This is a genomic window from Acidocella aluminiidurans, from assembly GCF_055383125.1.
Map to the genome: position 1 here is coordinate 2573377 of NZ_AP031589.1, position 25092 is coordinate 2598468.

15 protein-coding genes, 3 tRNA genes and 3 rRNA genes are annotated in these 25092 nt (G+C 58.5%); 13 read left to right on the forward strand and 8 right to left on the reverse strand.

Annotated features, from left to right (window positions below):
* Window positions 1–140 precede the first annotated feature (140 nt).
* The 10 genes from ACZ46S_RS12825 (at window position 141) to ACZ46S_RS12870 (ending at window position 9448) form a co-directional block, all read left to right on the forward strand.
* A complete protein-coding gene (locus tag ACZ46S_RS12825; protein WP_464062026.1) occupies window positions 141–881 on the forward strand; it encodes an acetoacetate decarboxylase in 741 nt (246 codons plus the stop codon).
* Window positions 882–896: 15 nt separating this feature from the next.
* A complete protein-coding gene (locus ACZ46S_RS12830) occupies window positions 897–1682 on the forward strand; it encodes a 3-hydroxybutyrate dehydrogenase (protein ID WP_464062027.1) in 786 nt (261 codons plus the stop codon).
* A 115-nt stretch (window positions 1683–1797) separates the two neighbouring features.
* Window positions 1798–2385, forward strand: a complete 588-nt coding sequence (locus tag ACZ46S_RS12835; protein WP_464062028.1) for a D-sedoheptulose-7-phosphate isomerase — start codon at window positions 1798–1800, stop codon at window positions 2383–2385.
* Window positions 2382–3344: an NAD-dependent epimerase/dehydratase family protein gene (locus tag ACZ46S_RS12840; RefSeq protein WP_464062029.1), complete on the forward strand. Its 963-nt coding sequence runs from the start codon at window positions 2382–2384 to the stop codon at window positions 3342–3344. Before ACZ46S_RS12835 ends, ACZ46S_RS12840 begins: the two co-directional genes overlap by 4 nt.
* Before the next feature lie 492 nt (window positions 3345–3836).
* A 16S ribosomal RNA gene (locus ACZ46S_RS12845) occupies window positions 3837–5321 on the forward strand.
* Between the two features lie 196 nt (window positions 5322–5517).
* Window positions 5518–5594, forward strand: a tRNA-Ile gene (locus ACZ46S_RS12850).
* 92 nt (window positions 5595–5686) lie between these two features.
* Window positions 5687–5762 (forward strand) — tRNA-Ala (locus tag ACZ46S_RS12855).
* 512 nt (window positions 5763–6274) lie between these two features.
* A 23S ribosomal RNA gene (locus ACZ46S_RS12860) occupies window positions 6275–9010 on the forward strand.
* A 176-nt stretch (window positions 9011–9186) separates the two neighbouring features.
* Window positions 9187–9301 (forward strand): 5S ribosomal RNA (gene rrf / locus ACZ46S_RS12865).
* The 16S, 23S and 5S rRNA genes sit together here with 3 tRNA genes alongside, the layout of an rRNA operon.
* A 70-nt stretch (window positions 9302–9371) precedes the next feature.
* A tRNA-Met gene (locus ACZ46S_RS12870) sits at window positions 9372–9448 on the forward strand.
* Window positions 9449–9588: 140 nt separating this feature from the next.
* Here ACZ46S_RS12870 and tnpC read toward each other — a convergent pair.
* From tnpC to tnpA, 3 genes are read right to left on the reverse strand one after another with little or no spacing between them, the layout of a single operon-like run.
* Window positions 9589–11169, reverse strand: a complete 1581-nt coding sequence (tnpC, locus tag ACZ46S_RS12875; protein WP_464062030.1) for an IS66 family transposase — start codon at window positions 11167–11169, stop codon at window positions 9589–9591.
* A 10-nt stretch (window positions 11170–11179) separates the two neighbouring features.
* Window positions 11180–11536 (reverse strand): IS66 family insertion sequence element accessory protein TnpB, encoded by a 357-nt coding sequence (tnpB, locus tag ACZ46S_RS12880; RefSeq protein ID WP_464062031.1) that lies wholly within the window; start codon window positions 11534–11536, stop codon window positions 11180–11182.
* Window positions 11533–11955 (reverse strand): IS66-like element accessory protein TnpA, encoded by a 423-nt coding sequence (gene tnpA, locus ACZ46S_RS12885; protein WP_464062032.1) that lies wholly within the window; start codon window positions 11953–11955, stop codon window positions 11533–11535. Before tnpA ends, tnpB begins: the two co-directional genes overlap by 4 nt.
* Window positions 11956–12217: 262 nt before the next feature.
* On the opposite strand from tnpA, the gene ACZ46S_RS12890 reads away from it, so the two are divergent.
* Together ACZ46S_RS12890 and ACZ46S_RS12895 are read left to right on the forward strand one after the other, a co-directional pair.
* Window positions 12218–12532, forward strand: coding sequence for a type II toxin-antitoxin system TacA family antitoxin (locus ACZ46S_RS12890; RefSeq protein WP_464062033.1), 315 nt, complete (start codon window positions 12218–12220; stop codon window positions 12530–12532).
* On the forward strand, window positions 12532–13053 hold the full coding sequence (locus ACZ46S_RS12895; RefSeq protein WP_464062034.1) for a GNAT family N-acetyltransferase: 522 nt from the start codon (window positions 12532–12534) through the stop codon (window positions 13051–13053). The genes ACZ46S_RS12890 and ACZ46S_RS12895 overlap by 1 nt, the downstream gene beginning before the upstream one ends.
* A 1-nt stretch (window position 13054) precedes the next feature.
* Here ACZ46S_RS12895 and ACZ46S_RS12900 read toward each other — a convergent pair whose 3' ends face one another.
* The 5 genes from ACZ46S_RS12900 to ACZ46S_RS12920 all read right to left on the reverse strand — a co-directional run bounded on the left by ACZ46S_RS12900 (window position 13055) and on the right by ACZ46S_RS12920 (window position 23319).
* The gene (locus ACZ46S_RS12900; RefSeq protein WP_464062035.1) at window positions 13055–15067 is read right to left on the reverse strand and encodes a UvrD-helicase domain-containing protein; all 2013 of its coding nucleotides are present in this window, start codon (window positions 15065–15067) and stop codon (window positions 13055–13057) included.
* A gap of 10 nt (window positions 15068–15077) precedes the next feature.
* On the reverse strand, window positions 15078–15497 hold the full coding sequence (locus ACZ46S_RS12905; protein ID WP_464062036.1) for a DUF6508 domain-containing protein: 420 nt from the start codon (window positions 15495–15497) through the stop codon (window positions 15078–15080).
* 72 nt (window positions 15498–15569) lie between these two features.
* Entirely contained in the window at window positions 15570–18452 is a 2883-nt protein-coding gene (locus ACZ46S_RS12910; protein WP_464062037.1) for a site-specific DNA-methyltransferase, read from the reverse strand.
* Window positions 18452–20320, reverse strand: coding sequence for a GmrSD restriction endonuclease domain-containing protein (locus ACZ46S_RS12915; RefSeq protein WP_464062038.1), 1869 nt, complete (start codon window positions 20318–20320; stop codon window positions 18452–18454). Before ACZ46S_RS12915 ends, ACZ46S_RS12910 begins: the two co-directional genes overlap by 1 nt.
* Window positions 20317–23319: a BPTD_3080 family restriction endonuclease gene (locus ACZ46S_RS12920; RefSeq protein WP_464062039.1), complete on the reverse strand. Its 3003-nt coding sequence runs from the start codon at window positions 23317–23319 to the stop codon at window positions 20317–20319. The genes ACZ46S_RS12915 and ACZ46S_RS12920 overlap by 4 nt, the downstream gene beginning before the upstream one ends.
* A gap of 210 nt (window positions 23320–23529) precedes the next feature.
* Here ACZ46S_RS12920 and ACZ46S_RS12925 point away from each other — a divergent pair, with 210 nt between their 5' ends.
* Window positions 23530–24975: a DUF6880 family protein gene (locus ACZ46S_RS12925; RefSeq protein ID WP_464062040.1), complete on the forward strand. Its 1446-nt coding sequence runs from the start codon at window positions 23530–23532 to the stop codon at window positions 24973–24975.
* Window positions 24976–25092 lie beyond the last annotated feature (117 nt).

Here is a 25092-nt window from a genome sequence, read left to right on the forward strand (position 1 = left end):
GACAGCCGCTTGTTCTGTGTTTGTTCGCTTGCGTTGACAGGTTGGTATGTCACGATCCCGTTGATGACATGGTGACAGAAACGTCATGTGAAATCACAGGCAGCTGTTCTACATAAACGTGACTTATTTGGAGGGTTTGCATGACGAGAGACGAAATTCTCAAAGCTACCTCGATGCCATTGGCTTCGCCCAGCTATCCCAAAGGGCCCTTCCGGTTTTATAACCGGGAATATCTCCTCATCCATTATGAAACCGATCCCGACATGTTGCGGGCCCTGCTGCCGGAGCCTTTGGTGCCGGATGGCAACGACGTCTATTTTGAATGGATGAAGATGCCGGATTCCACCGGCTTTGGCGATTATGAGGAAAGCGGTTGCGGCATCGCCGCTCTTTATAACGGCATTCCCTGCAATTACTCCGTCATGATGTATCTCGACGATGAAAGCCCCACCACGGGTGGCCGCGAGATCTGGGGATTCCCGAAAAAATACGGCATCCCCGAGCTGAAGACGATCCACGAAACCCTGACCGGCACGCTGAAATATGACAATGAACGCGTCGCCCTGGGCACGATGACATACAAGACCAAGCCGCTTGACCATGCGAAGGTGGTCGAGGGGATGAAGAAACTCAATGTCAATCTGAAATGGATTCCTGACGTTGATGGCAGCGCCAAGATCGCGCAGCTGGTTGGCTATCATCTTGAGGATATCGATCTGAAATTCGCCTATTCCGGCGATGCGCGGCTGCATTTGGTGCCGCATGCGAATTGCCGGCTGGCGGATCTTCCGGTGAAAAAGATCCTTTATGGCACTCATCTCTGCGCTGACTTGACCTTGCCCTATGGCAAGGTGCTGCATGATTATCTGGCGGAAAAGTAAGGAAGGACGCTCAAAATGGCTCTGAAGGATAAAGTCGCCCTGGTCACCGGCTCCACCAGCGGCATCGGCCTCGGCATCGCCCGGGCGCTGGCCGCCGAGGGTGCCGACATCATGCTGAATGGGTTCGGCGATGCCGGCGAGATCGAAAAGCTGCGCCAGGATCTGGAAAAAGAATTTTCCGTGAAGGTCCGGTACGATGGCGCCGATCTGAGCAAGCCGGACCAGGTCGCCGCGATCGTCAAGAAAACCCAGGATGAGCTGGGCAGCCTGGATATTCTGGTGAACAATGCCGGCATCCAGTTCACCGCTCCGGTGGAGGATTTCCCCGAGGCGAAATGGGACGCCATCATCGCCATCAATCTCTCCGCGGTGTTTTACGGCATGAAGGCCGCCATCCCGGGGATGAAGGCGAAGAAATGGGGCCGCATCATCAACATCGCCTCCGCCCACGGCCTGGTCGCCAGCCCGCACAAGGTCGCCTACGTGGCCGCGAAGCATGGTGTTGTCGGCGCCACCAAGGTTGCCGCGATCGAGACGGCCAATGACGGCATCACCGTCAACGCCATCTGCCCGGGCTGGGTGCTGACCCCGCTGGTGCAGAAGCAGCTTGAGGACCGCGCCAAGGACGCCGGCACCGATGTCGAGACCGAGAAGAAGAAGATGCTGCAGGAAACCCAGCCGATGCTGAAATTCTCCACCCCGGAGGAAATCGGCGCGCTGGCGGTGTTCCTCGCCTCTGACGGTGCGGCGACCATTACCGGCACGCCGATCTCCATCGATGGCGGCTGGACCGCGCACTGATCTTCCGCCGCGATCGAAGCGTCTTGCTGCAGCCGCCCGGTTCCCCGGGCGGCTGTGAGCTTTTTACGGGCTGGCGTATAAACCTCGCATCGACATCGTGGAGTGACTCTGGCCCATGCAGACCGACGAAAAAGCCCGATATGCCGCCATGCTGCGCCGGGGTGCCGAGCTGAAACTGGCCTTGGCCGAGCAGGCCGAGCCGGTGCTGGCGATTGTGGATGTGTGCGAGCGGGCGCTGCGCCAAGGCGGCAAGCTGATCTTCTGCGGCAATGGCGGCTCGGCGGCGGATGCCCAGCATTTGGCCACCGAGCTGGTGATCCGCCTGCGCGGCGCGGTGCCGCGCGCGAGCTGGCCGGCGATCACGCTGGCGCTCGATACCTCGGCGGTGACGGCGGCGGTGAACGATTTCGGCATCGACGAGATGTTTTCCCGCCCGCTGGAAGGGCTGGGCCGTGCGGGGGATGTGCTGTTCGGCATCACCACCTCGGGCAAATCCGCGAATGTTCTCGGCGCGCTCAAGAAGGCCAAGGAGATGGGCATCGTCTCTGTTGGCCTGCTCGGCGGCGATGGCGGCCCTGCCCTGCCCTTGTGCGACCTGGCAATCATGGTGCCGGATACCGAGACGGCGCGCATCCAGGAATGTCACATCGCCCTCGGCCATGCGATCCTCACCCTGATGGAAGACCGGCTGGTGCGCCAATGAAGGCGCTGGTCACCGGCGCGGCGGGCTTCATCGGCTTCCATATTTGCGAGAAATTGCTGGCCCGCGGCATCGAGGTGGTCGGGGTGGACGATCTCAACCCTTATTATGACATAAGGCTGAAACAGGCGCGGCTGGCGCGGCTGGGCCAGGGCTTCAGCTTCCACCAGCTGGACATCGCGGACCATGACGCGCTGCTGAAGCTGGGCGACGGGGTGGAGGTGATCTTTCATGTCGCCGCCCAGGCCGGGGTGCGCTACTCGCTGGAAAACCCGTTCGCCTATGCGTCCGCCAACCTCACCGGGCATCTCTCGATCCTGGAGCTGGCCCGGCAGACAAGTAGCGTGAAGCATCTCATCTATGCCAGCTCGTCCTCAGTGTATGGAACCGGCTCCACCCTGCCCTATTCCGAGCGCGAGCGGGCGGACCAGCCCTCTTCCCTCTATGCCGCGACAAAGCGCGCCGATGAGCTGATGAGCGCTTCCTATACCCATCTCTTCGGGCTGAAGCAGACCGGTTTGCGCTTCTTCACCGTCTATGGGCCCTGGGGGCGGCCGGATATGGCCTATTTCGGTTTCGCCGAGGCCATCACCGCCGGGCGTCCGATCACATTGTATGACGAAGGCGCGCTGAAGCGGGATTTCACCTATATCGACGACATCATCGCCGGCATCATCGGGGTATTCGAGCATCCGCCGGGCGATGAGCGGCGCCACCGCGTATTCAATATCGGCAATCACCGCGCCGAATATGTGCGTGACCTGGTGGCGCTGCTGGAAACCCATCTCGGCCGGAAGGCGATCACGGTCAGCCAGCCAAAGCCGGCCGCCGACCCGGTTGAGACCTGCGCGGATATCTCCGCCCTGAACGCGCTCTGCGGCTACGTGCCCTCGACCCGGCTGGATGAGGGGATCCCTCGTTTTGTCGAATGGTATCAAGGCTGGAAGCGCCATTCGGCCTGAGAAGTTGAGATAAAATATAATTAAATCAAGCATTTAAAACAAATATTCAATTTTCTTGAAAAACTTTGCCTGGTCGAGTTGACGGCCTTCGAAGGGTGGAATAGAAGCCCGTCCACCGCTGCGGTCTGCAGGCTTGATCTTCGGAACTTGGGCGGTTAGATTGGATGCCTTCGCGGCGGGATAAATTCCGCCGCTTTGTTTTTGATCTAGCTCTTTGACAATTGCATAGGCTGGGAAGGGATACGCTGGTGGCGTTTCCGGGGATTGGTTTTACTGATCTCTGCTGGGTGGTTTGACTATCCAGGTGATGATATGAGGGTCGGGTTAAGTTCTGTTTTTACCTCTGTCGTTTGGAAGCGTTGTCTTGTGTATTTCTTTTGAAATTACGTACAGAAACGCTTCGAATATTCTTGGTTGAAAGACTGAGGAACGACATGTTTGAGCAGGGCTTTCTTCATTTATATTTAGTGCCGGTTAGGCGCTGGGTAGGATGAACTTGAGAGTTTGATCCTGGCTCAGAGCGAACGCTGGCGGCATGCTTAACACATGCAAGTCGCGCGGTCAGCAATGGCAGCGGCGGACGGGTGAGTAACACGTAGGAATCTATCCTGGGGTGGGGGACAACAGCGGGAAACTGCTGCTAATACCGCATGATACCTGAGGGTCAAAGGCGCAAGTCGCCTTGGGAGGAGCCTGCGTCTGATTAGCTTGTTGGTGGGGTAAAGGCCTACCAAGGCGACGATCAGTAGCTGGTCTGAGAGGATGATCAGCCACATTGGGACTGAGACACGGCCCAAACTCCTACGGGAGGCAGCAGTGGGGAATATTGGACAATGGGGGAAACCCTGATCCAGCAATGCCGCGTGTGTGAAGAAGGTCTTCGGATTGTAAAGCACTTTTGGCAGGGACGATGATGACGGTACCTGCAGAATAAGCCCCGGCTAACTTCGTGCCAGCAGCCGCGGTAATACGAAGGGGGCTAGCGTTGCTCGGAATGACTGGGCGTAAAGGGCGCGTAGGCGGCATGTACAGTCAGAAGTGAAATTCCTGGGCTCAACCTGGGGACTGCTTTTGATACGTGCGAGCTAGAGTGAGGAAGAGGGTTGTGGAATTTCCAGTGTAGAGGTGAAATTCGTAGATATTGGAAAGAACACCGGTGGCGAAGGCGGCAACCTGGTCCTTAACTGACGCTGAGGCGCGAAAGCGTGGGGAGCAAACAGGATTAGATACCCTGGTAGTCCACGCTGTAAACGATGTGTGCTGGATGTTGGGGAACTTAGTTTCTCAGTGTCGTAGCTAACGCGATAAGCACACCGCCTGGGGAGTACGGCCGCAAGGTTGAAACTCAAAGGAATTGACGGGGGCCCGCACAAGCGGTGGAGCATGTGGTTTAATTCGAAGCAACGCGCAGAACCTTACCAGGATTTGACATGGGGAGGACCGGTACAGAGATGTACTTTTCCCGCAAGGGACCTTCCGCACAGGTGCTGCATGGCTGTCGTCAGCTCGTGTCGTGAGATGTTGGGTTAAGTCCCGCAACGAGCGCAACCCTCGCCTTTAGTTGCCATCATTTAGTTGGGCACTCTAGAGGAACTGCCGGTGACAAGCCGGAGGAAGGTGGGGATGACGTCAAGTCCTCATGGCCCTTATGTCCTGGGCTACACACGTGCTACAATGGTGGTGACAGTGGGAAGCTAGGTAGTGATACCGTGCTGATCTCTAAAAGCCATCTCAGTTCAGATTGTACTCTGCAACTCGAGTACATGAAGGTGGAATCGCTAGTAATCGTGGATCAGCATGCCACGGTGAATACGTTCCCGGGCCTTGTACACACCGCCCGTCACACCATGGGATTTGGTTTGACCTTAAGTAGGTGCGCTAACCGCAAGGAGGTAGCCTACCACGGTCGGGTCAGAGACTGGGGTGAAGTCGTAACAAGGTAGCCGTAGGGGAACCTGCGGCTGGATCACCTCCTTTCAAGGATATGATCCTGAGCATTGGCTGGCTTTTGCTGGCTGATTTGGGATTTTCCTGAAAAAAAGACCTAGATCGGATGATTTAGGCAACACATCCTGTCCGGATGTTGTCATGAAGCGCCATCAACGTATCCCTTTCCTGTAACAGCGGCGGTGTCGGTTTTTGTCGATACCAACCGATGCGGACTTTAGATCTCGGGCTAGTAGCTCAGTTGGTTAGAGCACACGCTTGATAAGCGTGGGGTCGGAGGTTCAAGTCCTCCCTGGCCCACCATGATTGGTGGTGGTGTTTGAAAGAACGCCATGCCTGCCGATGACGGAGCGGCTTGCTGCGAAGTCTGGATCGGCCAGGCCAGATACCATGCTGGGGATGTAGCTCAATTGGTAGAGCACCTGCTTTGCAAGCAGGGGGTCGTCGGTTCGATTCCGTCCATCTCCACCAGATTTGGTTGGTTGTGGTGAGCAGGGCTTGGCGGCCTTGCGCGGATGTCTGTTACAGGTAAGCACGAGTTTCGAGCTGATTTACCTTGTTCCTGAAAAGGTCAAGGCGAAGAGGCTTGGATGTTTGTTCCCAGCTGCAATGTCGGGAACGAATTTGTTCTTTGTCATGGTGAATAGGTTTTGGTGCATCTGGATGCGCGCATTGATTTTTGGGGTTTCGGCCTTGAGGATCGGTCCGGGCTTCTTGTGTTGGGTTGTCTGACCCGTGGAGAGCGTAAGCTTGAAGCGAGACACAAGATGGTTCGAGTGTTCAGTGCATGTGTGATCTCATCTGCCTAACAGTCAAACGCTGTTGGAAGTTGGGTTTGCCTGGTGAAGTTGTTTTGACGATTGCTGTACCTAGCGGCGATGTTGAGATGATGGAGGGTGAGCCGGAACGCCGATGGATGGTTCCTGTTTATGGTGGGTAGCGCGTTATTGTGTGTTCAATGCGATAGCGTGTGGTGAGAACGAATTGAACGACAAAAGGGCATTCGGTGGATGCCTTGGCACCAGGAGGCGATGAAGGACGTGGCACGCTGCGTAAAGCTTTGGGGAACCGCGAGCAGGTTTTGATCCAAAGATATCCGAATGGGGAAACCCCTCCGCAAGGAGATCTCTATCTGAATTCATAGGGTAGAGAGGCAAACCCGGGGAACTGAAACATCTCAGTACCTGGAGGAAAAGACATCAATTGAGATTCCGCTAGTAGTGGCGAGCGAACGCGGAGCAGGCCAGTGCCTCAAATGACGTTAGCAGAACGGTCTGGAAAGTCCGGCAATATGGGTGATAGCCCCGTATGCGAAGGCAACATTTGAGGACTTGAGTAAGGCGGGGCACGTGAAACCCTGTCTGAACATGGGGGGACCATCCTCCAAGCCTAAATACTCCCTGGTGACCGATAGTGGACAAGTACCGTGAGGGAAAGGTGAAAAGCACCCCGACAAGGGGAGTGAAAGAGACCTGAAACCGGATGCCTACAAGCAGTCGGAGCACCTTTTGGTGTGACGGCGTACCTTTTGTATAATGGGTCAGCGAGTTTCTGTTCGCGGCAAGCTTAAGTCGTTAGACGTAGGCGCAGCGAAAGCGAGTCTGAATAGGGCATTCAGTCGCGGGCAGAAGACCCGAAACCAAGTGATCTAGCCATGGCCAGGCTGAAGGTGGGGTAACACCCACTGGAGGGCCGAACCCACGCCTGTTGAAAAAGTCGGGGATGAGCTGTGGCTAGGGGTGAAAGGCCAATCAAACTTGGAGATAGCTGGTTCTCCGCGAAATCTATTGAGGTAGATCGTCGTATGTATGCCCTGGGGGGTAGAGCACTGGATGGGCTAGGGGGTCCCAAAGACTTACCAAACCTAACCAAACTCCGAATACCCAGGAGACTTGTACGGCAGACAGACGGTGGGTGCTAAGGTCCATCGTCGAGAGGGAAACAGCCCAGACCACCAGCTAAGGTCCCCAAATTATGGCTAAGTGGGAAAGGATGTGGGAATTCCAAAACAACCAGGAGGTTGGCTTAGAAGCAGCCATCCTTTAAAGAAAGCGTAATAGCTCACTGGTCTAATAGAAATCCTGCGCCGAAAATGTAACGGGGCTCAAGCCATATACCGAAGCTGTGGGCTTGGCATTAGCCAAGCGGTAGCGGAGCGTTCTGTAGGCCTGCGAAGGGATACGGGTGACCGGTCCTGGAGGTATCAGAAGTGCGAATGCTGACATGAGTAGCGACAAACAGAGTGAGAAACTCTGTCGCCGTAAGTCCAAGGGTTCCTGCGCAAGGTTAATCCGCGCAGGGTGAGCCGGCTCCTAAGGCGAGGGCGAAAGCCGTAGTCGATGGGAAACAGGTGAATATTCCTGTGCCTGCTAGAAGTGACGAATGCGAGATGTTGTCAGGTCTTATTGGATTGATCTGGCTTTTTAAGCATTCCAGGAAATAGCTCTAGCATATAGACCGTACCCTAAACCGACACAGGTGGACTGGTAGAGTATACCAAGGCGCTTGAGAGAACTATGCTGAAGGAACTAGGCAAATTACTCGCGTAACTTCGGGATAAGCGAGACCCAATTGTGGGCAACCATGATTGGGTGGCACAAAAGAGGGGGTAGCGACTGTTTAGTAAAAACACAGGGCTGTGCGAAGTCGAGAGACGACGTATACGGTCTGACGCCTGCCCGGTGCCGGAAGGTTAAGAGGAGGTGTGCAAGCACTGAATTGAAGCCCCGGTAAACGGCGGCCGTAACTATAACGGTCCTAAGGTAGCGAAATTCCTTGTCGGGTAAGTTCCGACCTGCACGAATGGCGTAACGACTTCCCCACTGTCTCCAGCGTAGGCTCAGCGAAATTGAATTCCCCGTGAAGATGCGGGGTACCCGCGGTCAGACGGAAAGACCCTATGAACCTTTACTGCAACTTTGCAGTGGTATTAGGAGAGTGCTGTGTAGGATAGGCGGGAGGCATTGAACCCGGGGCGCTAGCTCTGGTGGAGCCAACCTTGAAATACCGCCCTGAACTCTTCTGATATCTAACCGAATCCCGTTATCCGGGATCGGGACCCTGCATGGTGGGCAGTTTGACTGGGGCGGTCGCCTCCCAAAAAGTAACGGAGGCGCGCGATGGTGGGCTCAAGCCGGTCGGACATCGGCTGTTGAGTGCAATGGCATAAGCCCGCCTGACTGCGAGAGTGACAGCTCGAGCAGAGACGAAAGTCGGCCATAGTGATCCGGTGGTTCCGCATGGAAGGGCCATCGCTCAACGGATAAAAGGTACTCTAGGGATAACAGGCTGATCTCCCCCAAGAGTCCACATCGACGGGGAGGTTTGGCACCTCGATGTCGGCTCATCACATCCTGGGGCTGGAGCAGGTCCCAAGGGTTCGGCTGTTCGCCGATTAAAGTGGTACGTGAGCTGGGTTTAGAACGTCGTGAGACAGTTCGGTCCCTATCTGCCGTGGGTGTTGGAGGCTTGAGAGGATCTGTCCCTAGTACGAGAGGACCGGGATGGACGTACCTCTGGTGTACCGGTTGTCGCGCCAGCGGCACAGCCGGGTAGCTAAGTACGGAAAAGATAACCGCTGAAAGCATCTAAGCGGGAAACTTACCTCAAAACTAGGCCTCCCTGAGGGTCGTGGTAGACCACCACGTTAATAGGCCGGGTGTGGAAGCGCAGTAATGTGCGAAGCTAACCGGTACTAATCACCCGATAGAGTTCAACATCGTCTCACCAACCCCATAAGCAGCAATCATCCATCCGGACGAAAAGCTGATTTGGACAAAAGCAAACGAGATCACACAAAGCTGCTGATGACAAAGCGTTAGCGAAGTCTGAAGCAGCCAGCTCAAAAAAGCACCAAAACCTCAACCACGACAGCTTAAATTGATAGGCTGGACGACCTGGTGGCTTTGGCGGGGAGCCTACACCCGATCCCATCCCGAACTCGGACGTGAAAATCCCCAGCGCCAATGGTACTGTGTCTTAAGGCACGGGAGAGTAGGTCGCCGCCAGGTCTTCCAGCCTATCAATACCAAATAACAAAAACCGCCCAAGGGACACCAAGGGCGGTTTTTTACTCGGTGACGCGGGGTGGAGCAGCCCGGTAGCTCGTCAGGCTCATAACCTGAAGGTCCCTGGTTCAAATCCAGGTCCCGCAACCAGAATTACAAACGAAATCAACACACTGAAGCCGCCGCAAGGCGGCTTTTTGCTGTCCGCTGCACTAGGGCAGTCTTAGGGTAATTTAACTCGAAATCCCAAACCTGATGGCCTATGGTAAGCGTTGCTTTGAAACCCTTTGTCAGAATGATGCGGGCTGCTTCATGCGCCATGGCATGAGTTCGTCGATGCGAGCCTGGGGCCAGCCGTTGACGAGACGGGTGAGGAGTTCGGTAAGGTAGGCGTTTGGATCGACGGCGTTGAGCTTACAGGTCTCGACCAGTGAAGCGAGGGAGGCCCAGGTCTCCCCACCTTCATCGCTGCCGGCGAACAGGGCGTTTTTGCGCGAGAGAATCACTGGCCTGATCGCGCGCTCGACAGTGTTGGTGTCCATCTCGATGCGGCCGTCATGGAGAAACTGTTCAAGGCCCTCCCAATGGTTGAACGCATAGCGGATGGCTTCTGCGGTCGGTGCCCAGCTTGGGAGTTCCACGATCTGCTCGTCAAGCCAGGTGCGCAGATCGGCGACCAATGGGCGGCTTTGCGCCTGGCGGACGGCAAGCCGCTGGTCCGGGCTTTGGCCGCGGATACGAGCCTCGATGCGGTAAAGTGCCGTGATACGCTCAAGCATCTCCGTGGCCAGCGGTGCCGTTCCCTTCTTCGCCTCATCGTAGAACTGGCGGCGCAGATGGCTCCAGCAGAAGGCGAGCACCGGCGCAACCTGGCCGGCTTGCCTGACGAATGACTTGTAGGCGCCATAACCATCACATTGCAGGATGCCGCGATAATCGCCCAGCAACTCACCGGCGTAATGATGCGCCCGGCCGGGCGCATAGCGATAGACCACCGCCGGCGGATCAGTGCCGCCCCAGGGGCGGTCATCACGCGCGATGGCCCAGAAATATCCTTGCTTGGTGCGCCCGCGGCCGGGGTCGAGCACCGGCACCACCGTCTCATCGGCGAAGATGCGCGGTGAGGCCAGCACAATCTCGCGCAACCGTGTCACCACCGGCGCCACCTCCGCCGCGGCGTATCCCATCCAGAAGGCCAGGGTTGAGCGATCGATCAGAATGCCCTGGCGAGCCATCATCTGCGCCTGGCGATAGAGCGGCTGATGATCGGCATAGCGTGCCACCGCGATCTGGGAAACCAACGCCTCGGTCGGCAGCCCGCCTTCGATCAGGCGGGCCGGCGCCGGGTGCTGCACCACCACGCCCGCGCACGAACGGCAGGCAAATTTGGGCCGCCGCGTCACGATCACCCGGTACTGCACAGGCACCGCATCGAGCCGCTCTGTGCGGTCTTCACCAATCTCCACCATCGGCGCGCGGCAGCACGGGCAGGCGGTGTCCTCCGGCGCAAGCGTCACCTCAACTCGCGGCAGATGCGCGGGCAGCGCACCGCGACTGGCCCGCCGCTTCGCCGCACGCTCCTCGCGCAGTGCGGGGCGCTGCTTCTCCTGCTCGGCCTCAATCGTGGCGATCGCGGTCTCAACATCCTCCAGGCCGAGCTGCAATTGCGCCTCGGGCAGACGCTCCGATTTACGGCCGAACTGCAGCCGCCGGAGTTTGGCGAGCAGATGCTCAAGACGCTGGTTGTGAGCTTGCAGCGCGTCACGTTCGGCTTTGAGTTCGTCGCGTTCGGCCATCATCGCCAGCACCAGCGCCTGCAATGCAGCGGGATCGGTAGGCAGGCGCGGCGATGTCTCGGCGGCATGCGTCATGCCGTGAAGCTTACGCGATCCGCACCGGCGCCGGAATCCCCTTGGCGCCTTGCACCTTTGTCCAATCGATTCCGTCGAGCAGTGCGGCCATCTCCACCGGGGTGAGCCGCATCACGCCGTCGGCAACCGGCGGCCAGCGGAAATTCCCATCGCGCAACTGCTTCCAGATCAGCACCAGGCCGCTGCCATCCCAAACCAGAAGCTTCAACCTGTCGCTGCGCTTTGCACGAAATACCACGACCGTGCCGGAGAACGGATCCTCACCCAGCACCTCCGCGGCCAGTGCCGCGAGGCCGTAAGTCCCCTTGCGGAAATCAACTGGGCGCGTCGCGATCAGAATCCGCGTCCCCGACGGGATGCCGATCATGACCGCCGCCCTGAATTGCGCACCGCACGCAACACCATGGCGAGCTGATCTGCATCCAGATCCGGCGGGACACGCACAAGCGCGCCGGCAAGCTCAATCTCGACCCGCGATGCCTTCGGCCGCTCCACCGCGGCGTTCACCTCGGTCGCAACAATCGGCACAAAAGCCGGAACATCGCCAGCCTCCGCCTCGCCCACCAACACCATTCCAGCAAGGCGCGCCGCTCGCCGCCAGCCAAACAATTGTTGAGGACAAATCTGCCACCGCCGTGCCACCTCAGCAACGCGTCGGCCAGGCTCAAGGCTCTCCGCTACAATCCGTGCCTTCTCTGCCACCGACCATTGCCGCCGTCGGCCAGGTCCCGTCAGAACCTCAATCCGCCGATACACACCCTTCGCGTCGTCATTAACGTCGTCCATAATGATAGCTCGAAGCCTCCCACTCCAAGCCACCAAGGCAAATCAAGCCTCAATTGGGAAGAACGGCCGCAAAGCAACGCTTACGGCCTATGGTCGTGGTCTGCCAATGATCCTCAACCGGAGCGCGTTATGCGCAAGGGGGTGTCATGCCGACCGTCGAGCTGTTGGGTGGAAAGGTTCACCGGCAATCGCGGGGGCGCGGGCGGTGACGGCAGTGCTAGTCCGTATTGCATAATGCGCTACAATCAACTATATCCCGGTCATGACAAGAACCACCGCCATGACCGCCTCGCCCAAGCGCAAAGACCATCCGCTCTCGATGCGGCTGCCGGAAGGCGATATCGCGATTATCGACCGTGCGGCGGATTTGCGCGGGCGCTCGCGCACGGATTTTGTGCGTGAGGCCGCGGTGCGGGCCGCCGAGGAGGTGCTGATGGAAAGCACGCTGGTGCGCATGAGTCCGGAAGGGTTTGAGGCGTTCGTTCAAGCCGTCTCCGCCCCTGCGGCGCCCGTGCCGGAAATGGTGGCCTCTCTGCGCCGCAAGGCGCCATGGGAAAAAGATACCACGAAGCGTTGATGGGGGAGGTATTGCTCTCCGCGCCGGAACTTCTGCATGCCGGGCATGATGTATCCTCGTTCTCCTGCGGCAAGCCCTCCCTCGATCACTGGCTGAAGACGCGGGCGCTGTCCAATCAGCACAAAGGTTTCTCTGTGGTCATGGTGGTCCATGTGGCGGGCCGGGTGGTGGGCTATTACGGTCTGGCGCCAACAGCCGTTGTGCCCGCCGCGCTGCCGCGCGCGATCCGCACCGGTCAGCCGCCGAACCCGATGCCGTGCATTTTGCTCGGCCAGCTTGCCACCGACACGGCCTGGGCGGGGCAGGGGATTGGCGTTGGGTTGCTCAAGCATGCTCTAGCCCGCAGCGTGAATGGGGCCGCGCTGATCGGCGGGCGGGCGCTGATGGTCAATGCCATCGATGATGACGCCGCCGCGTTCTGGCGCCGTCGGGGGTTTATGCCCTCGAAAGACAATGCGCTCATCCTGTTCCGAGCGATCGGCGATATCGCAGCTTCGCTGGAGGTGGCCAGAGAGGTGTGACTTACGGCGTAAAATCGGCCAAATATTCGGATGCCGGCGTTGTGCCAGTCAACAGGAGGTGCTCCCGCGCCCGTGTGCAGGCAACGTAGAGCAGGCGCCGCTCGGTCTCGTAAATATCATCGAGTTCTGCTTCGTCCGCCGCATCCGCGACCCGTTCATCGAGCGGAAGAATGCCCTGGTCGCAGGCCATCACCACCACGGCTCGGAATTCGAGGCCTTTTGCAAGGCTCATGGGTGCTGTAACCGTATCTTCAGTTCCTGCAATTCCCATAATGGCTGCCCTTGCCCTGGGGACAAGCTGCGCCGTGCGGACAAATAGGCCAATTTCACGGGGTGCGATGCCCGCCTCAATCCATCCCCCAATTTTCGTGCGGACAAAGCCGGCTTCGGCTTCAGTACCGGCGAGTGTGTGCACCTCCGGTACCGGGCCATCGAAAACCGAAACGATTCCCCGCCGTTCGTCTTCGAGCCCATCGGTATCACGCAGTACCATCGGCAAAAGCCGGTCGGCGGCGCGCCTGATTTGCTGTGAGGTACGGTAGCAGACTTTGAGCGTGGATGAGCGGCCCCGAACATCCACGCCAAGGCTCGCCCAAGAATAAGGATGCTGGAAAATACGCTGCCCTACATCCCCGGCCAGGAACAAACCATCCGCCTTTGCCGGCGCGAGTGCTGCGAAGAATCTTAACTCGGCGGGGGCAAGGTCTTGTGCCTCATCGATGATGACGTAATCGAACGGCTTATGCTCCCGCTGGGCAAGTGCCGCCGCGAGGCCGGTGAAAACTTCCGCCCATGTCGTGTATCGTTCAACCGCCAGCGCCTCCCGTACGGCCTGGAACACGGGCCACATGCTGGCGCGTTGGTTGGGCCCGAGCCTGCTTTTCCGCCCCATGCGTTGAACCGTGGCATAGGCATCCGGCGAGTTAATACCCCAGGCATCGATGACGTTGGTCCATTCGGATAATAAAAACCGTTCCGAAAACCCCTTGAGATTCGCCCCGGCATCCCGCAGCCGCTCGCGCAGTACAATGTCCGATGCGATACGCGGACGCACGCCATGTTCGAGCTGGTACATCTGCTCGGCAATGCCCTGGAAGGATGCGGTGGTGATGCGTGGCACGATGCCGCCGGTTTCAGGCGCCAGCACCAGCAGCTTTTTCGCCATGGCATCGGCCAATGGCTGCGAGAAGCTGGCCAGCAGGATGCGCGCCTTGGGGTTTTCGCGTGCCAGCCGCACCGCGCGGTGCAGTGCCACGATGGTTTTGCCGGTGCCAGCCGAGCCCGCCACCCGTGCCGGGCCGGAGAAGCTGCGCGTGGTGAGCGCACGCTGGGAGGGGTGCAGAAACACGCCCCATTTTTCCCAAGGGTAAGAGAGTGCTTGCTCCAGCTCCTCCTGGTCGGCAATGGGCCTGATCCGCCGCAGCGCATCGGGATGGGTGAAGGGGGTTGCGGCGGCCGGGGCCGGGGTGGTCAGTCTGCCGGTTGCGGCATATTCCAGCAGGGCTTCGGCGGCTTCGGCGGGCAAGTGCTGGGCGAGGGCGAAGAATCCATCCTCCGTCGCGGCACGTACATCGGCCAGCCAGTCGGCTGGCACGCCAATGGAGAGCAGGGCATTGTCATCGAGACGGGCGAACAAAGCCGGAGCGGGCATTGCCTGTGGCGCCGCTGGGATAGGCGCCTCGGTCAGTTCACGCACTTCGACAATCTGAATGGCGCCGGTGCGCGGGTGCGCCTCTATCCGCCGCCGCTCCGCCCAGGCGTAGGCATCATCGTGATGCCCGACATAGGCAACCAGCAGGCTCTCCCCGGTTTTATGGATGATCAACCGCACATCGCGGTTGACGCGGGCGGACCAGAAATGCCTGTCCTTGCTTTTGTCGATCCGGTGCAGTTGCAGCCCGTTGCCGGAGGGGTCCATCTGCAAGTCGAATACGCTGGCTTTCACCGCCTTCTGGTCCTGGCCAGAGAGGCGGTTGAACGATGCGGTGAACGTTTCGGAGATGAGGAAGTTCACGTGTCGCCTCTCAAGGGGTTTTAGAAATAGGCTCACGATCGGCGAGCGCCTTCGCGCGCCGTACAATACGCAGCATCAAGCCGGAATTGAACGATTCCAACAACGAGCCATCAGAAAACCGCTCCTGCCGTATCAATACTGTGAGCAACTGGCAGACTTCCTCTGCAGTAGCATGTTCAATTGCGCTTTCTTCGTCACGCAATTGCATTGCTCTTTCTGATTGAGCCCACGTGGGCCAATCAAAGCCCGTCAACACCCACTTATTTCGGTATGCGGCGTCAAGCAAGGAGTCTACGATCGGGTCGTAGACGACATATGGCCATTGGCGAATTTCTTCCTCTGCTGCATTGTCGATAATCATCTCTCCCGCCTTGAAGCCTGGATCTTCAAGCAAGGGAAGGAAGGCGGCCAGCTCTGAAATTTTCTCCATGGCTAGACTTCCAGCTCATTATTCATACTTGAAACACCTTCATCACCTCATCACCAAAGTGATTAATCACCTTCACCGCGATGCGCCCACCCTCCGGGCGCGCGAAGGGCGGGAGGTGTCGCCGTAGAGCGTGGCCCAGGCATCTTCGTCAATCTCGGCTTTCAGCGCGGTTTTCAGGCTCTTGTATGGATCATTGGCGCCGAGGAAATAGGCGTGGCGGACGAAGAAGCTTTCCTCGTTATAATCCGTGTCGATGAACCAAGCGGCGATGCCCGATGTATCGTTCGAGCGTATGTCGCCCGTATTGGGGTCGAACACATCCACGCCGTTTACTTTCACGCGCAGTTCCGGCCCACCATCGTCAAGGATTTCCACATCCGGCTCGCCAAATACCACGAACATATTGCCGCGCCCGGTGTTTTTCAGCTCGTCGGACATATGCATGTCCGGGTTGATGCGCGCTTTGATGATGTTCAGGCTGCCGAGCTTGTCCAGCTCGGTGGAATGGGCATCGAAATTGAAGGCGCAGGCGATCAGCACGTCAAACCTTGCATCCGCCGCCTCGCGCGCGGCGCGCACCACGTCCTGGCGGCCCACCGTGCCATATTCCGGACCGATGAGAATGGCGGCGCGGCGCTCCGGCCCATTTTCGCCCTCGATGAAAATGCCGCTCGCGCCGATATACTGGCCGGGCCAGGGGGTGAGGCTTTCAAACACGATGCGGTCGGCCTTCTTCGCCTGTTTCACGCCTTCGGATTTCAGATAATCAATGACGATGCTGGAAAAATCCTGGCCCGCGCGGGTGGTGTCCGCAGGTGTGGCATCGCTGAGCAGTTCTTCTTCGCTGGCGGGCAGTACGCGGTGGGGCGAGAGGCTTTCCACAGTGAAGGGGCCGGCGACGCGCACGCGGGCATTGTCGGTATAGGGTTTATCGTAGAGATACTCCACATCCGCGCGGGCGGCGATGCTGGCATCAATCTCGCGCTGGCGGGCGATGCGAGCTTCCCACCATTTTTCATGCGCCGTGCGCGCGGTGGCGGCGGCTGTTGCGGGCAGGCCGCGGGGGATTTGCCATTCCTCCCATTTTTGCTTCAGCGCCGTGTTGAGCGTGGCGCGCAGTGGTTCCAGCACGGCTTGCCATTTTTCCCAAATCTCATCGATGAGCTGGTTGTTGGCGATGGATTTGAGGGTGATGTGCGGCACGCGCTCATACACAAAGCCTTGGCGGATGTCGTTCTGCACAGGTGTTTCCGGCGGCAGGCGCTTGGTCAGTTCGGCTTCCTTGGCGCGGCCTTCGCGGCTATCGGCCAGCAGATACCAGGGGTAGCGCGCGGCCATCAGGCGGGTGCGAGCCAAAGCGAGGGCGACGCGGCTGGTATCCATGGTGATCCAGCGCCGCCCCCATTGCTCGGCGACATAGGCGGTGGTGCCGGAGCCGCAAGTGGGGTCGAGCACGAGGTCGCCAGGGTCGGTGGCCATCAAGATGCAGCGCTGGATTACGGTGTTGTCTGTTTGTACAACGTAACGTTTCGGATCGCTGTTGGAGTATCCGGCACTTCCCGTATCCATCCACACATTGTTGATGCGCTTCGTACGATTGTCGTTAAATAACCGGATATAGTTTAGCTGGCTCGCCAGTCCATGTAACCTTCCAGCTCGGCCAAGAGTCTTTAGTCCGTCTGGGTTTGTCGTTTTCCAATGACGACCTTGTCCACAATCATACTTTTGTCCTCTGAATTCAAAATAACGCTCCTCAGGCTTGCCCGGGTCCTGGGACACAGCAAAACTCAACTGAGCGAGCATACGATTAGCGTCGGCTAAAATTTCCTCCTTTTTGTCTTTTCCCAGTCCAGTTACACAAGTCAGCAATCTATCAACTACATATTTATAGCTTGTAACTTCTGCGGCATCCTTCTCGACCAGAATAGGCCTGAATTTGATCAATTCTCGGTTTTTGCAAAAAAAAAGGATGAGGTCATTTTCAGTTGCTATTAGAGTATCTGGTCGGCCAGTCGTGGTTGAGTAGGATATTTGAGCGACGAAATTAGCTGAACCAAAAACCTCTTCCATTACAGCCCGCACGCGATGCGCGTTTTCGTCGCTAATCTGGACAAAGATCGAGCCGCTATCCGTCAGCAAATCACGCATCACGGTCAGCCGGTCGCGCAAGTATGTAAGGTAGGAGTGAATCCCGTCCTTCCAGGTATCGCGGAAGGCTTTCACTTGTTCCGGCTCGCGGGAAATATCGGTCTGTTTGCCGTCCTTCACATCGCGCGATTGGGTGGAAACCTGCCAGTTGGAATTGAATTTTATGCCGTAAGGCGGATCGAAATAAATGCACTGCACTTTGCCGCGCAAAGCCTCCCGCTCGGCCAGGCTGGCCATTACCTGAAGTGAATCACCCAGGATCATGCGGTTGGACCAATGCTGGTCGTGCTGGTAAAATTCCGCGCGCTGCTCCGGCGTGATGCCGTTGAAATCGGCGAACAGATCCGGCATTTCGCTCTGTGCCTCGCGCGTTTGCGCGGTGCGGCGCTTGAGGTCGTCAATGATCGCCTTGGGGTGGATTTTCTCCTGAATATAAAGCGGTGGCACGTTGACTACGAGGTCGGACCAGTCCTGCCTGTCCTTGCCGCGCCAGACCAGCTGCGCGTCAGACAAAGTGAGCGTGCCGGTGCGCGCCAGCTCTTCCATCTGCGCGTCAGATATGGTGATGCGCGCCCCGTTCCAGATGAGTTCCGGCTGTGAAGGCTCCTCCGCCGTGCGGGTCTGCCCTTCAGCCAAAGGCCGGGCGCGCGGGTAACGCACCGGCGGGCGTGGCGCAGAATCCTCATCGCGCTGGAAAAAGCTTTCCATCTCGGCGGTGGGAATGTTGCGCCGTGTCGCCGCCTCATGCTTCAGCGCGTCGATCTGTTTTGAGGATTGTTTGGCGGGGGATTTGGGAGCACGGGCCATCAGGCGGCAACCTCGCTCTCGGGAGCGTCGATCAGTTCAGCCTCACGTTCCTCATCGCTGTATCCGTCATCCGGATCGGGAGGAGCTACATCCTCGCGCACAGCGGATTTACCCATGGCCGCTTCGATCATGGAAAGCAATTTTTGGCGGCGAGCGTCGAAGAAACTCTGGAAATCGTCTGACTGGAGAAGGTTGACGTCGATAAAATGCGTATCGAGGATGGCGTTCAACTGCTCGGCGGCAATGGGCGGGTTTTGGGCGTTACCCTTTTCAAGCCTAGTCAAATAGGTGGACGGCGCTACGCCGCCGATGATGCGATTGGTGCTCGCAGACAGTGGCGTTTTGTTGATGATGCTATTGTAGGTTTCGGGAGCTATGCCTTGCTTCTTGCACCATGCTTCCGGGAAAATATGGTGGATATCGACATTTTCCTCGAAGAAGACGGTCTGATCGAAAGGCTGTCCTGAGCGGAAATCCTGTGCCCCGGCGCGCATGAGCAGAGCATTCACGCCTTTATAGGCGGCAGAGAGGCGGCTTCGGAGCGTCCGCAAGCGTTCTTCACGGAAATCGGCCCGTTCGATGGTCTGCGGCGTTGCCCCGCCATCCAGCCAATGCCCGATGTCGCGAATATCCTGAGCAAAGCGTGATTCAATCGCGGAGCCGTAGAGCTCACCGAAAACACCGCACCAGAACCATTGTGATAAACTCTGTCGGACCGACGCATTCTCCCACTTGCCATCGAGCTCAGCCAAAACCGCCGCCAGAGGTACAAGCTGGGTCTGATATGGCAGATCATGCGAGCGGAAAATCTTCAGGCTGTACAGGAATTTAGCAGCCCGCTTATACCCTTCCTCGACGCGATCGGCATATTGACGATAAGCAGAAAGCGGCAGTTGCAGAAGGCTGTTACGATTGGCGCTGATCGCCGGGGGCTCTCTGCCCTCCGCTTCGGCTGCTTCACGAACGGCTTTGGTGTGAAGAAGTGAAATCGCTTGCAGAAATTCAACGGGCTCAATTTTTTTCAGAACAGAGTGTTGCAATAGCCGTTCTCGGCGCACTTTCCAGTCGTCACGCAATTTGAAATCTTCCCCGGCATAAATGGCAGTGACGAGTTCGAATGCGTCGAGGGCCTTTCCGCCGGTATTTACCTTTTCAAACACGAGGCATACTGCAGCACGGCTGGTGTCCTTGCCAAGTGTGATGACCGGTACATCATAATCATTGAAATTCGTGATTACCGTCTTCGAGAACTGCGAGAACAGGTTCATGTGTTCCTTCCGGTCACTCCCCCCGTTCGCGGCCCAGCCGAAAGCACTTACGATCCAGCTCTGTGAGTCAAATATGCGGTCGATGGGGAAATAGAGAGCGGCAAACTCCCCCTCCTCATTCGAAAGATCAAGAACAATATCCCGCCCGTATTTTCCGCGGATGATACGGTCTTCAGGGACGGCAACAATTGCATCACTTCGTGAAATGGCAGGATCGAGCGCGGCTTTGATATCGAAATAAAAATGTAGGCGGGCTGGCCGCTTTCTTGTGGTCTGCGTCAGAACCGGAGCACGGGTTGACGTGGACTGGTAGAGGGACGTCATCCGTTGCTGGCCGTCCAAGAGATAGGATTCGAGACGCTTGCTCGCTGAAGGCGCGCCCTCGACTGGTCGAACGGCAAAAGCGACCTCGCCTGATGCGTCCAGCGTCATCAGAGCGCCGACAGGGAAGCCCTCCGAAATAGAGGCGAGCAGATCAATGATCCGGTCTTGATCCCATACCCATCCCCGCTGGAAATCCGGAAGCTGCATTTTTCCTTCGTGGCAATCCCTCATTAGGTCTTTGAGGGAGACGGGGTTCGTTTTGAACGACGTTGTCATTTGTTTGCCTCTATCAATCCATCGACCATCGAAGAGAAGTCATCTTCCATCAGCGCCCAATCCCGGAATTCGGCGAATTCCCAGCGGCCAAAGCCGCCCAGCGCGTTGACGCCCGGCACCCATAGCTCGTGCATGGTTTGCGCCTTGGCTTTGTCTGCTTCATCGCGCAGGCCTTTTATCTCCAGCACGAGGTTGAGGGGCGCAGCGCCGCCAGTGTCGAGCCGGACCAGGAAGTCAGGGGTGTAACGGCGCATGGTGCCGCCATCGAGATAGGGGATTTCAAACCCCAAAGCTTGGTTTTTGGCATAGGCCAGTACGCGTGGGTGGTTCTCCAGCGCCAGGGCCAGCGGCTGCTCCCATGTGCTGTCCAGCACCACGTGGCTGATATGGGATTTGGGCGGGCGGGCGCCGGTGGCCCAGCAGGGCTTGGTGGTGATGAAATTGACATGGCGGGTGGAGCCGCTGGGGTTGTACGGATCCAGCACGGCAAGCACCGGCTCGTCGCTGCCTCGGGTGAGGGCAAGGTCGATCTTGGCAGCGGCGCGGGCGAGCTGGTCCTCATACAAAATCGCGCCAATCGGCACGCCTTTGGTGACAAGGTAGCCGCCGTCCAGCCAGGCGCGGGCGAGGCGCTGGATTTGCGGGAACAGATGCTGCTTGGGAACGTTATCCTCATCGCGGAAATGCGCGTAGAGCAAGTATTTGGCGAGGTTGAAGCTGATCTCTGAGGGGCGCAGCCGCTCCAGGACTTTGGGCGTGATGGTCACCCCCGCGCCGACGATACCTTCCAGGACCACTGAGGTGGGGCCGATATCGGCGGGGGTGATTTCCAGCCGGCTATCCTCGGTGAATTTGGGTTCCAGCTTTTCACCCGGCAGCTCGCGCCGGTAGCCGCTGACGCGCGGAAAGGTAATCTCCAGCGCCGCGCGTTCCTTGATGGCGTGCACGCGGGTGAGCGGCTTGGGCTTGGTTGGCTTGGTTTTTTGCGGGGAGGTAGTGAAGTCGAACGGGATGCCCATGATGTCGGCATATTCAACGTCGAACAGGCCGGTTTCAGGGTTGATGTCATAAGATTGGCGGCGCAGGCCACGGCCCACCACCTGCTCGCACAAAAGCTGGGTGCCGAAGGCGCGCACGCCGAGAATATGGGTGACGGTGTTGGTGTCCCACCCCTCGGTCAGCATCGAGACCGAGACAACACAGCGTATCTGTTCACCCAGCCGGCCTGGGCGGCCGACCGTGTTCATCACCTCACGCAGCAGCTCGGCCTCGCTGGCCTCGCCCTGGGCGGCTCCGGCCCCCTCGCGGGTGGCAAGTTCGCGCTTGAACTGCGCGATTTCTGGTGCGGCGGCGGCGGCGAAGCCTTTATCCAGCGCCTCGCCAGATTCAATTTGGCGGGAATCGATCAACAATGTGCGGGGTTTGGGCAGGCGGCCGCCTTGGTCGTCATAATTGCGGAACAGTTCAAGGTGTCCGGCATTGAAGGTGGCCCGTTCACCGGCATCGGCGTCGCCACGCTCGAACCCGGCGATCCACTCGAATACCAGTTTCGAGATGGCCGTATTCTGGCAGACCACGATGAATACCGGTGGAACTTCGATACCCGCGCGCTGCCAGCTCTCGAACTCGCCCTCGTAATGGCTATAGAGGGCGTTGAGCGCGGTTTTGAGCGTATTGGGCAGATCGAACGGGCTGAGCTTGGCGGCGCCGGCGGCGGTTTTGGGTAAATGCTTGCCGATTTCCTTCCACAAGTCACGGTAGACGACAGTATCGGTCTGCACCAGATTGTCGGTGACTGGCACGCGCGGGAGTTTGACGATGCCGCTCTCGATTGCGTCAATCAGGCTGAAATCCGAGACAACCCAGGGGAAGAGGTAACCTTCAGGGTAGCCTGAGCCGCGGAGGAAGAAGGGCGTGGCGGAGAGGTCGTAAACCGCACGAACGCCTTTTGAGAGTCTACGCCCCAGCGCCTCGATACCGTTGATCCATAGGCGGGCGGCTTCCTCGTTCTCGGCGGCCTCCTTTTTGTCGTCACCTGTCAGCGTGCCCTCAGCGTCGTCGCCCACCTTGTGCCGGTAGCAATGATGCGCCTCGTCATTGATGACGTTGACGTGGGGGAATTTGAGCAGCTTACCGCAAGCGCGCTCAAGCATCTGGGTGTCGGTTTCAGTTGTCTTGACCGGCTCGGGCGCGTTGCCTTGCAGGAAGCTGCGCGCGACCTTGGGCAAGGACATGGTCTCGCGGTGCTGGAAGGCGTGATAGTTGGTGATCACGATTTCCGCGCGGCGGATATCGGGCAGCATTTCCGGGGGAACAAGCTCGCGGGTTTCGTAATAATTATCCGGATCGCTTGGCTGCAGCACGCGCAGGCGGTCCTTGATCGTAATACCAGGGGCGATGATGAGAAAGGCGCGCGAAAAATCTTTCGAATCCTTGCGCGCGGCGTTCACCGCCTGCCAGGCGATGAGCATAGCCATAACAGTGGTTTTGCCGCTGCCCGTCGCCATTTTCATGGCGAGCCGGAACAAAGCGGGGTTTGCCTCCTCGTTGGCAGCCGCGAGCCTTTCGATGAAAGATTTACCGGTACCGCGCTTTGGGGCCACCTCGGTCAGCCAGATGATTGTCTCTACCGCTTCGACCTGACAGAAAAATGGTTGGGGGCCGTTGAATTTGTGATGCCGCCAATGCTCCAGGAGCCGTTGGGTAACCGAAGTGACGCCCCATTTCGCCGGGTCCGGCTGGCGCCGCCACTCATCCACCTGGCGGCGGATATCGTTGATCAGCGGGTTTTCTTCGTAGGTTTCCAGCCCTAGCGACGCCTGGGTAGATGCGGCTCTTTTGCGCGCTGCAGGTACCGGGACGATGAAGCGTGACGGCCGGCGCCCGGCAAGGGGGGAGCCACCGACTGGCTGGCCTTTATCGTCGAGCGGATGGTGCCATTCTGGCGCCCGGTAGGGCGAATTAAGAATCGGCCGTTCGTAAAAGCTGCTTTCGGTCATCGTTTCGCCCCGCTCACCTGATTCCGGCTATAGCATCTGCGCCTTGGGGTCAATTTATGGGGGAGTGAGTCTGGCCAATTAAAGCAAACAGAATCAAATGCTTGTGTGGATATTTGGTGCGGTGTGGGCTCAAAATTTGTGCCGTGCCCGCATGGCTTGCCAAGTCAAAGCCGATCATGCCACGACAAGATAACATCGGATGGACATTGCATGGCCAAGACGACAACGCTGAACGCCAAGAACCTGGAAGCGCTCGGGGCGGAGCGTCTTGCCGCGCTGCTGATTGAGATCAGCACGGGTGATGCCGTGGCGAAGCGCCGGCTGCGGATGGAGCTGGCGGGAGCGCAAAGCCCTGCCGAGCTGGGCAAGGAGGTCCGCAAGCGGCTTGCGGCCATTGGCCGGGCGCGGAGTTTCGTCGATTGGCACGCCATCAAGCCCCTGGCGGTCGATCTCGAAACCCAGCGCGCCGCCATTGCCGGCGCCATCGCCCAGCGTGATCCGGCGGAAGCGCTTGACCTGCTCTGGCGCTTCATGGAGCTGGCCAACCCGGTGTTTTCGCGCTGCGATGACAGTAATGGCCATATCAGCCCGATTTTTCACCAGGCTTGTGAGGATCTTGGCACCATCGCCGTGCTGGCTAAGCCTTCGGCGCAGGCGCTGGCGGAGCAGAGTTGCAGGGCGTTGCTTGCCAATGATTACGGCCAGTATGATGGGCTTATCGCGGCCCTGGCCAAGGCGCTGGGGAAGGCGGGGCTGGACCATTTGAAGCAGCTCATGATCGATCTCTCCAAGCGGCCCGTAGAGAAACCTGCGGCGAAAGACCGCATCAGGATCGGCTATGGCTCGGCCGGGCCGATTTATCAGGATGAGATGGAAGAAAGTTCCCGCGTCAGCACCGTGAAACTGGCTTTGCGGGAAATTGCCGACGCCCAGGGGGATGTTGACGCTTTCATCGCGCAGTATGACGCCAAAACCCGCAAGGTGCCGGCCATTGCCGCCGAGATCGCCCAGCGCCTGCTGGCGGCTGGGCGGTTGAAGGAAGCCTGGAGCGCCATCGAGGCGGCTGAATCGCGCTCGCGTGCCCGGGAAGATTGGCTGGATTTTGAGTGGGAGGATGCCCGCATCGCGGTTCTGGAGGCGATGGGCCGTGCCACCGAGGCCCAGGATGCGCGCTGGCATTGCTTTGAGCGCGGGCTCTCGTCCTCGCATTTACGGGACTATCTGAAACGCCTGCCGGATTTCGACGATGTCGAGGCCGAGGATAAGGCGCTGGATCTTGCCAAGAAGGATAAGAATTTTTCCCGTGCGCTTAGATTTCTTATCTCGTGGCCGGATCTGAACCGCGCGGCGGCCCTGGTAATGGAGCGCAGGCGCGAATTGGACGGCGATCGGTATGAAATCCTGACCCCGGCATCTGAGGCGCTGGCGGGCAAGCACAAGCTGGCGGCCGTGCTGGTGCTGCGGGCGATGATCGATTTCGCGCTCACCCACAACCGTTCCAGCCGCTACAAGCACGCCGCCCGGCATTTGCTGAGCTGCGCCAGCCTGTCGGCCCAGGGGGAGGCGTTCGGGGGCTTGGAGCCGCACGATGCCTATGTGGCCCGGCTGCGGCGGGAGCATGGACGCAAGAACGCGTTCTGGAGCCTGGTGGCGTAAGGCCCGGCCCAGCGGTGTATAAGTCTGAGGATTGACTTCGCTAAGTGCCGCCAGGGAAGAGGAGTTATTGCCATATGGCGTTATATGTCGTATATATAGCCATATGACAGGAGCCGC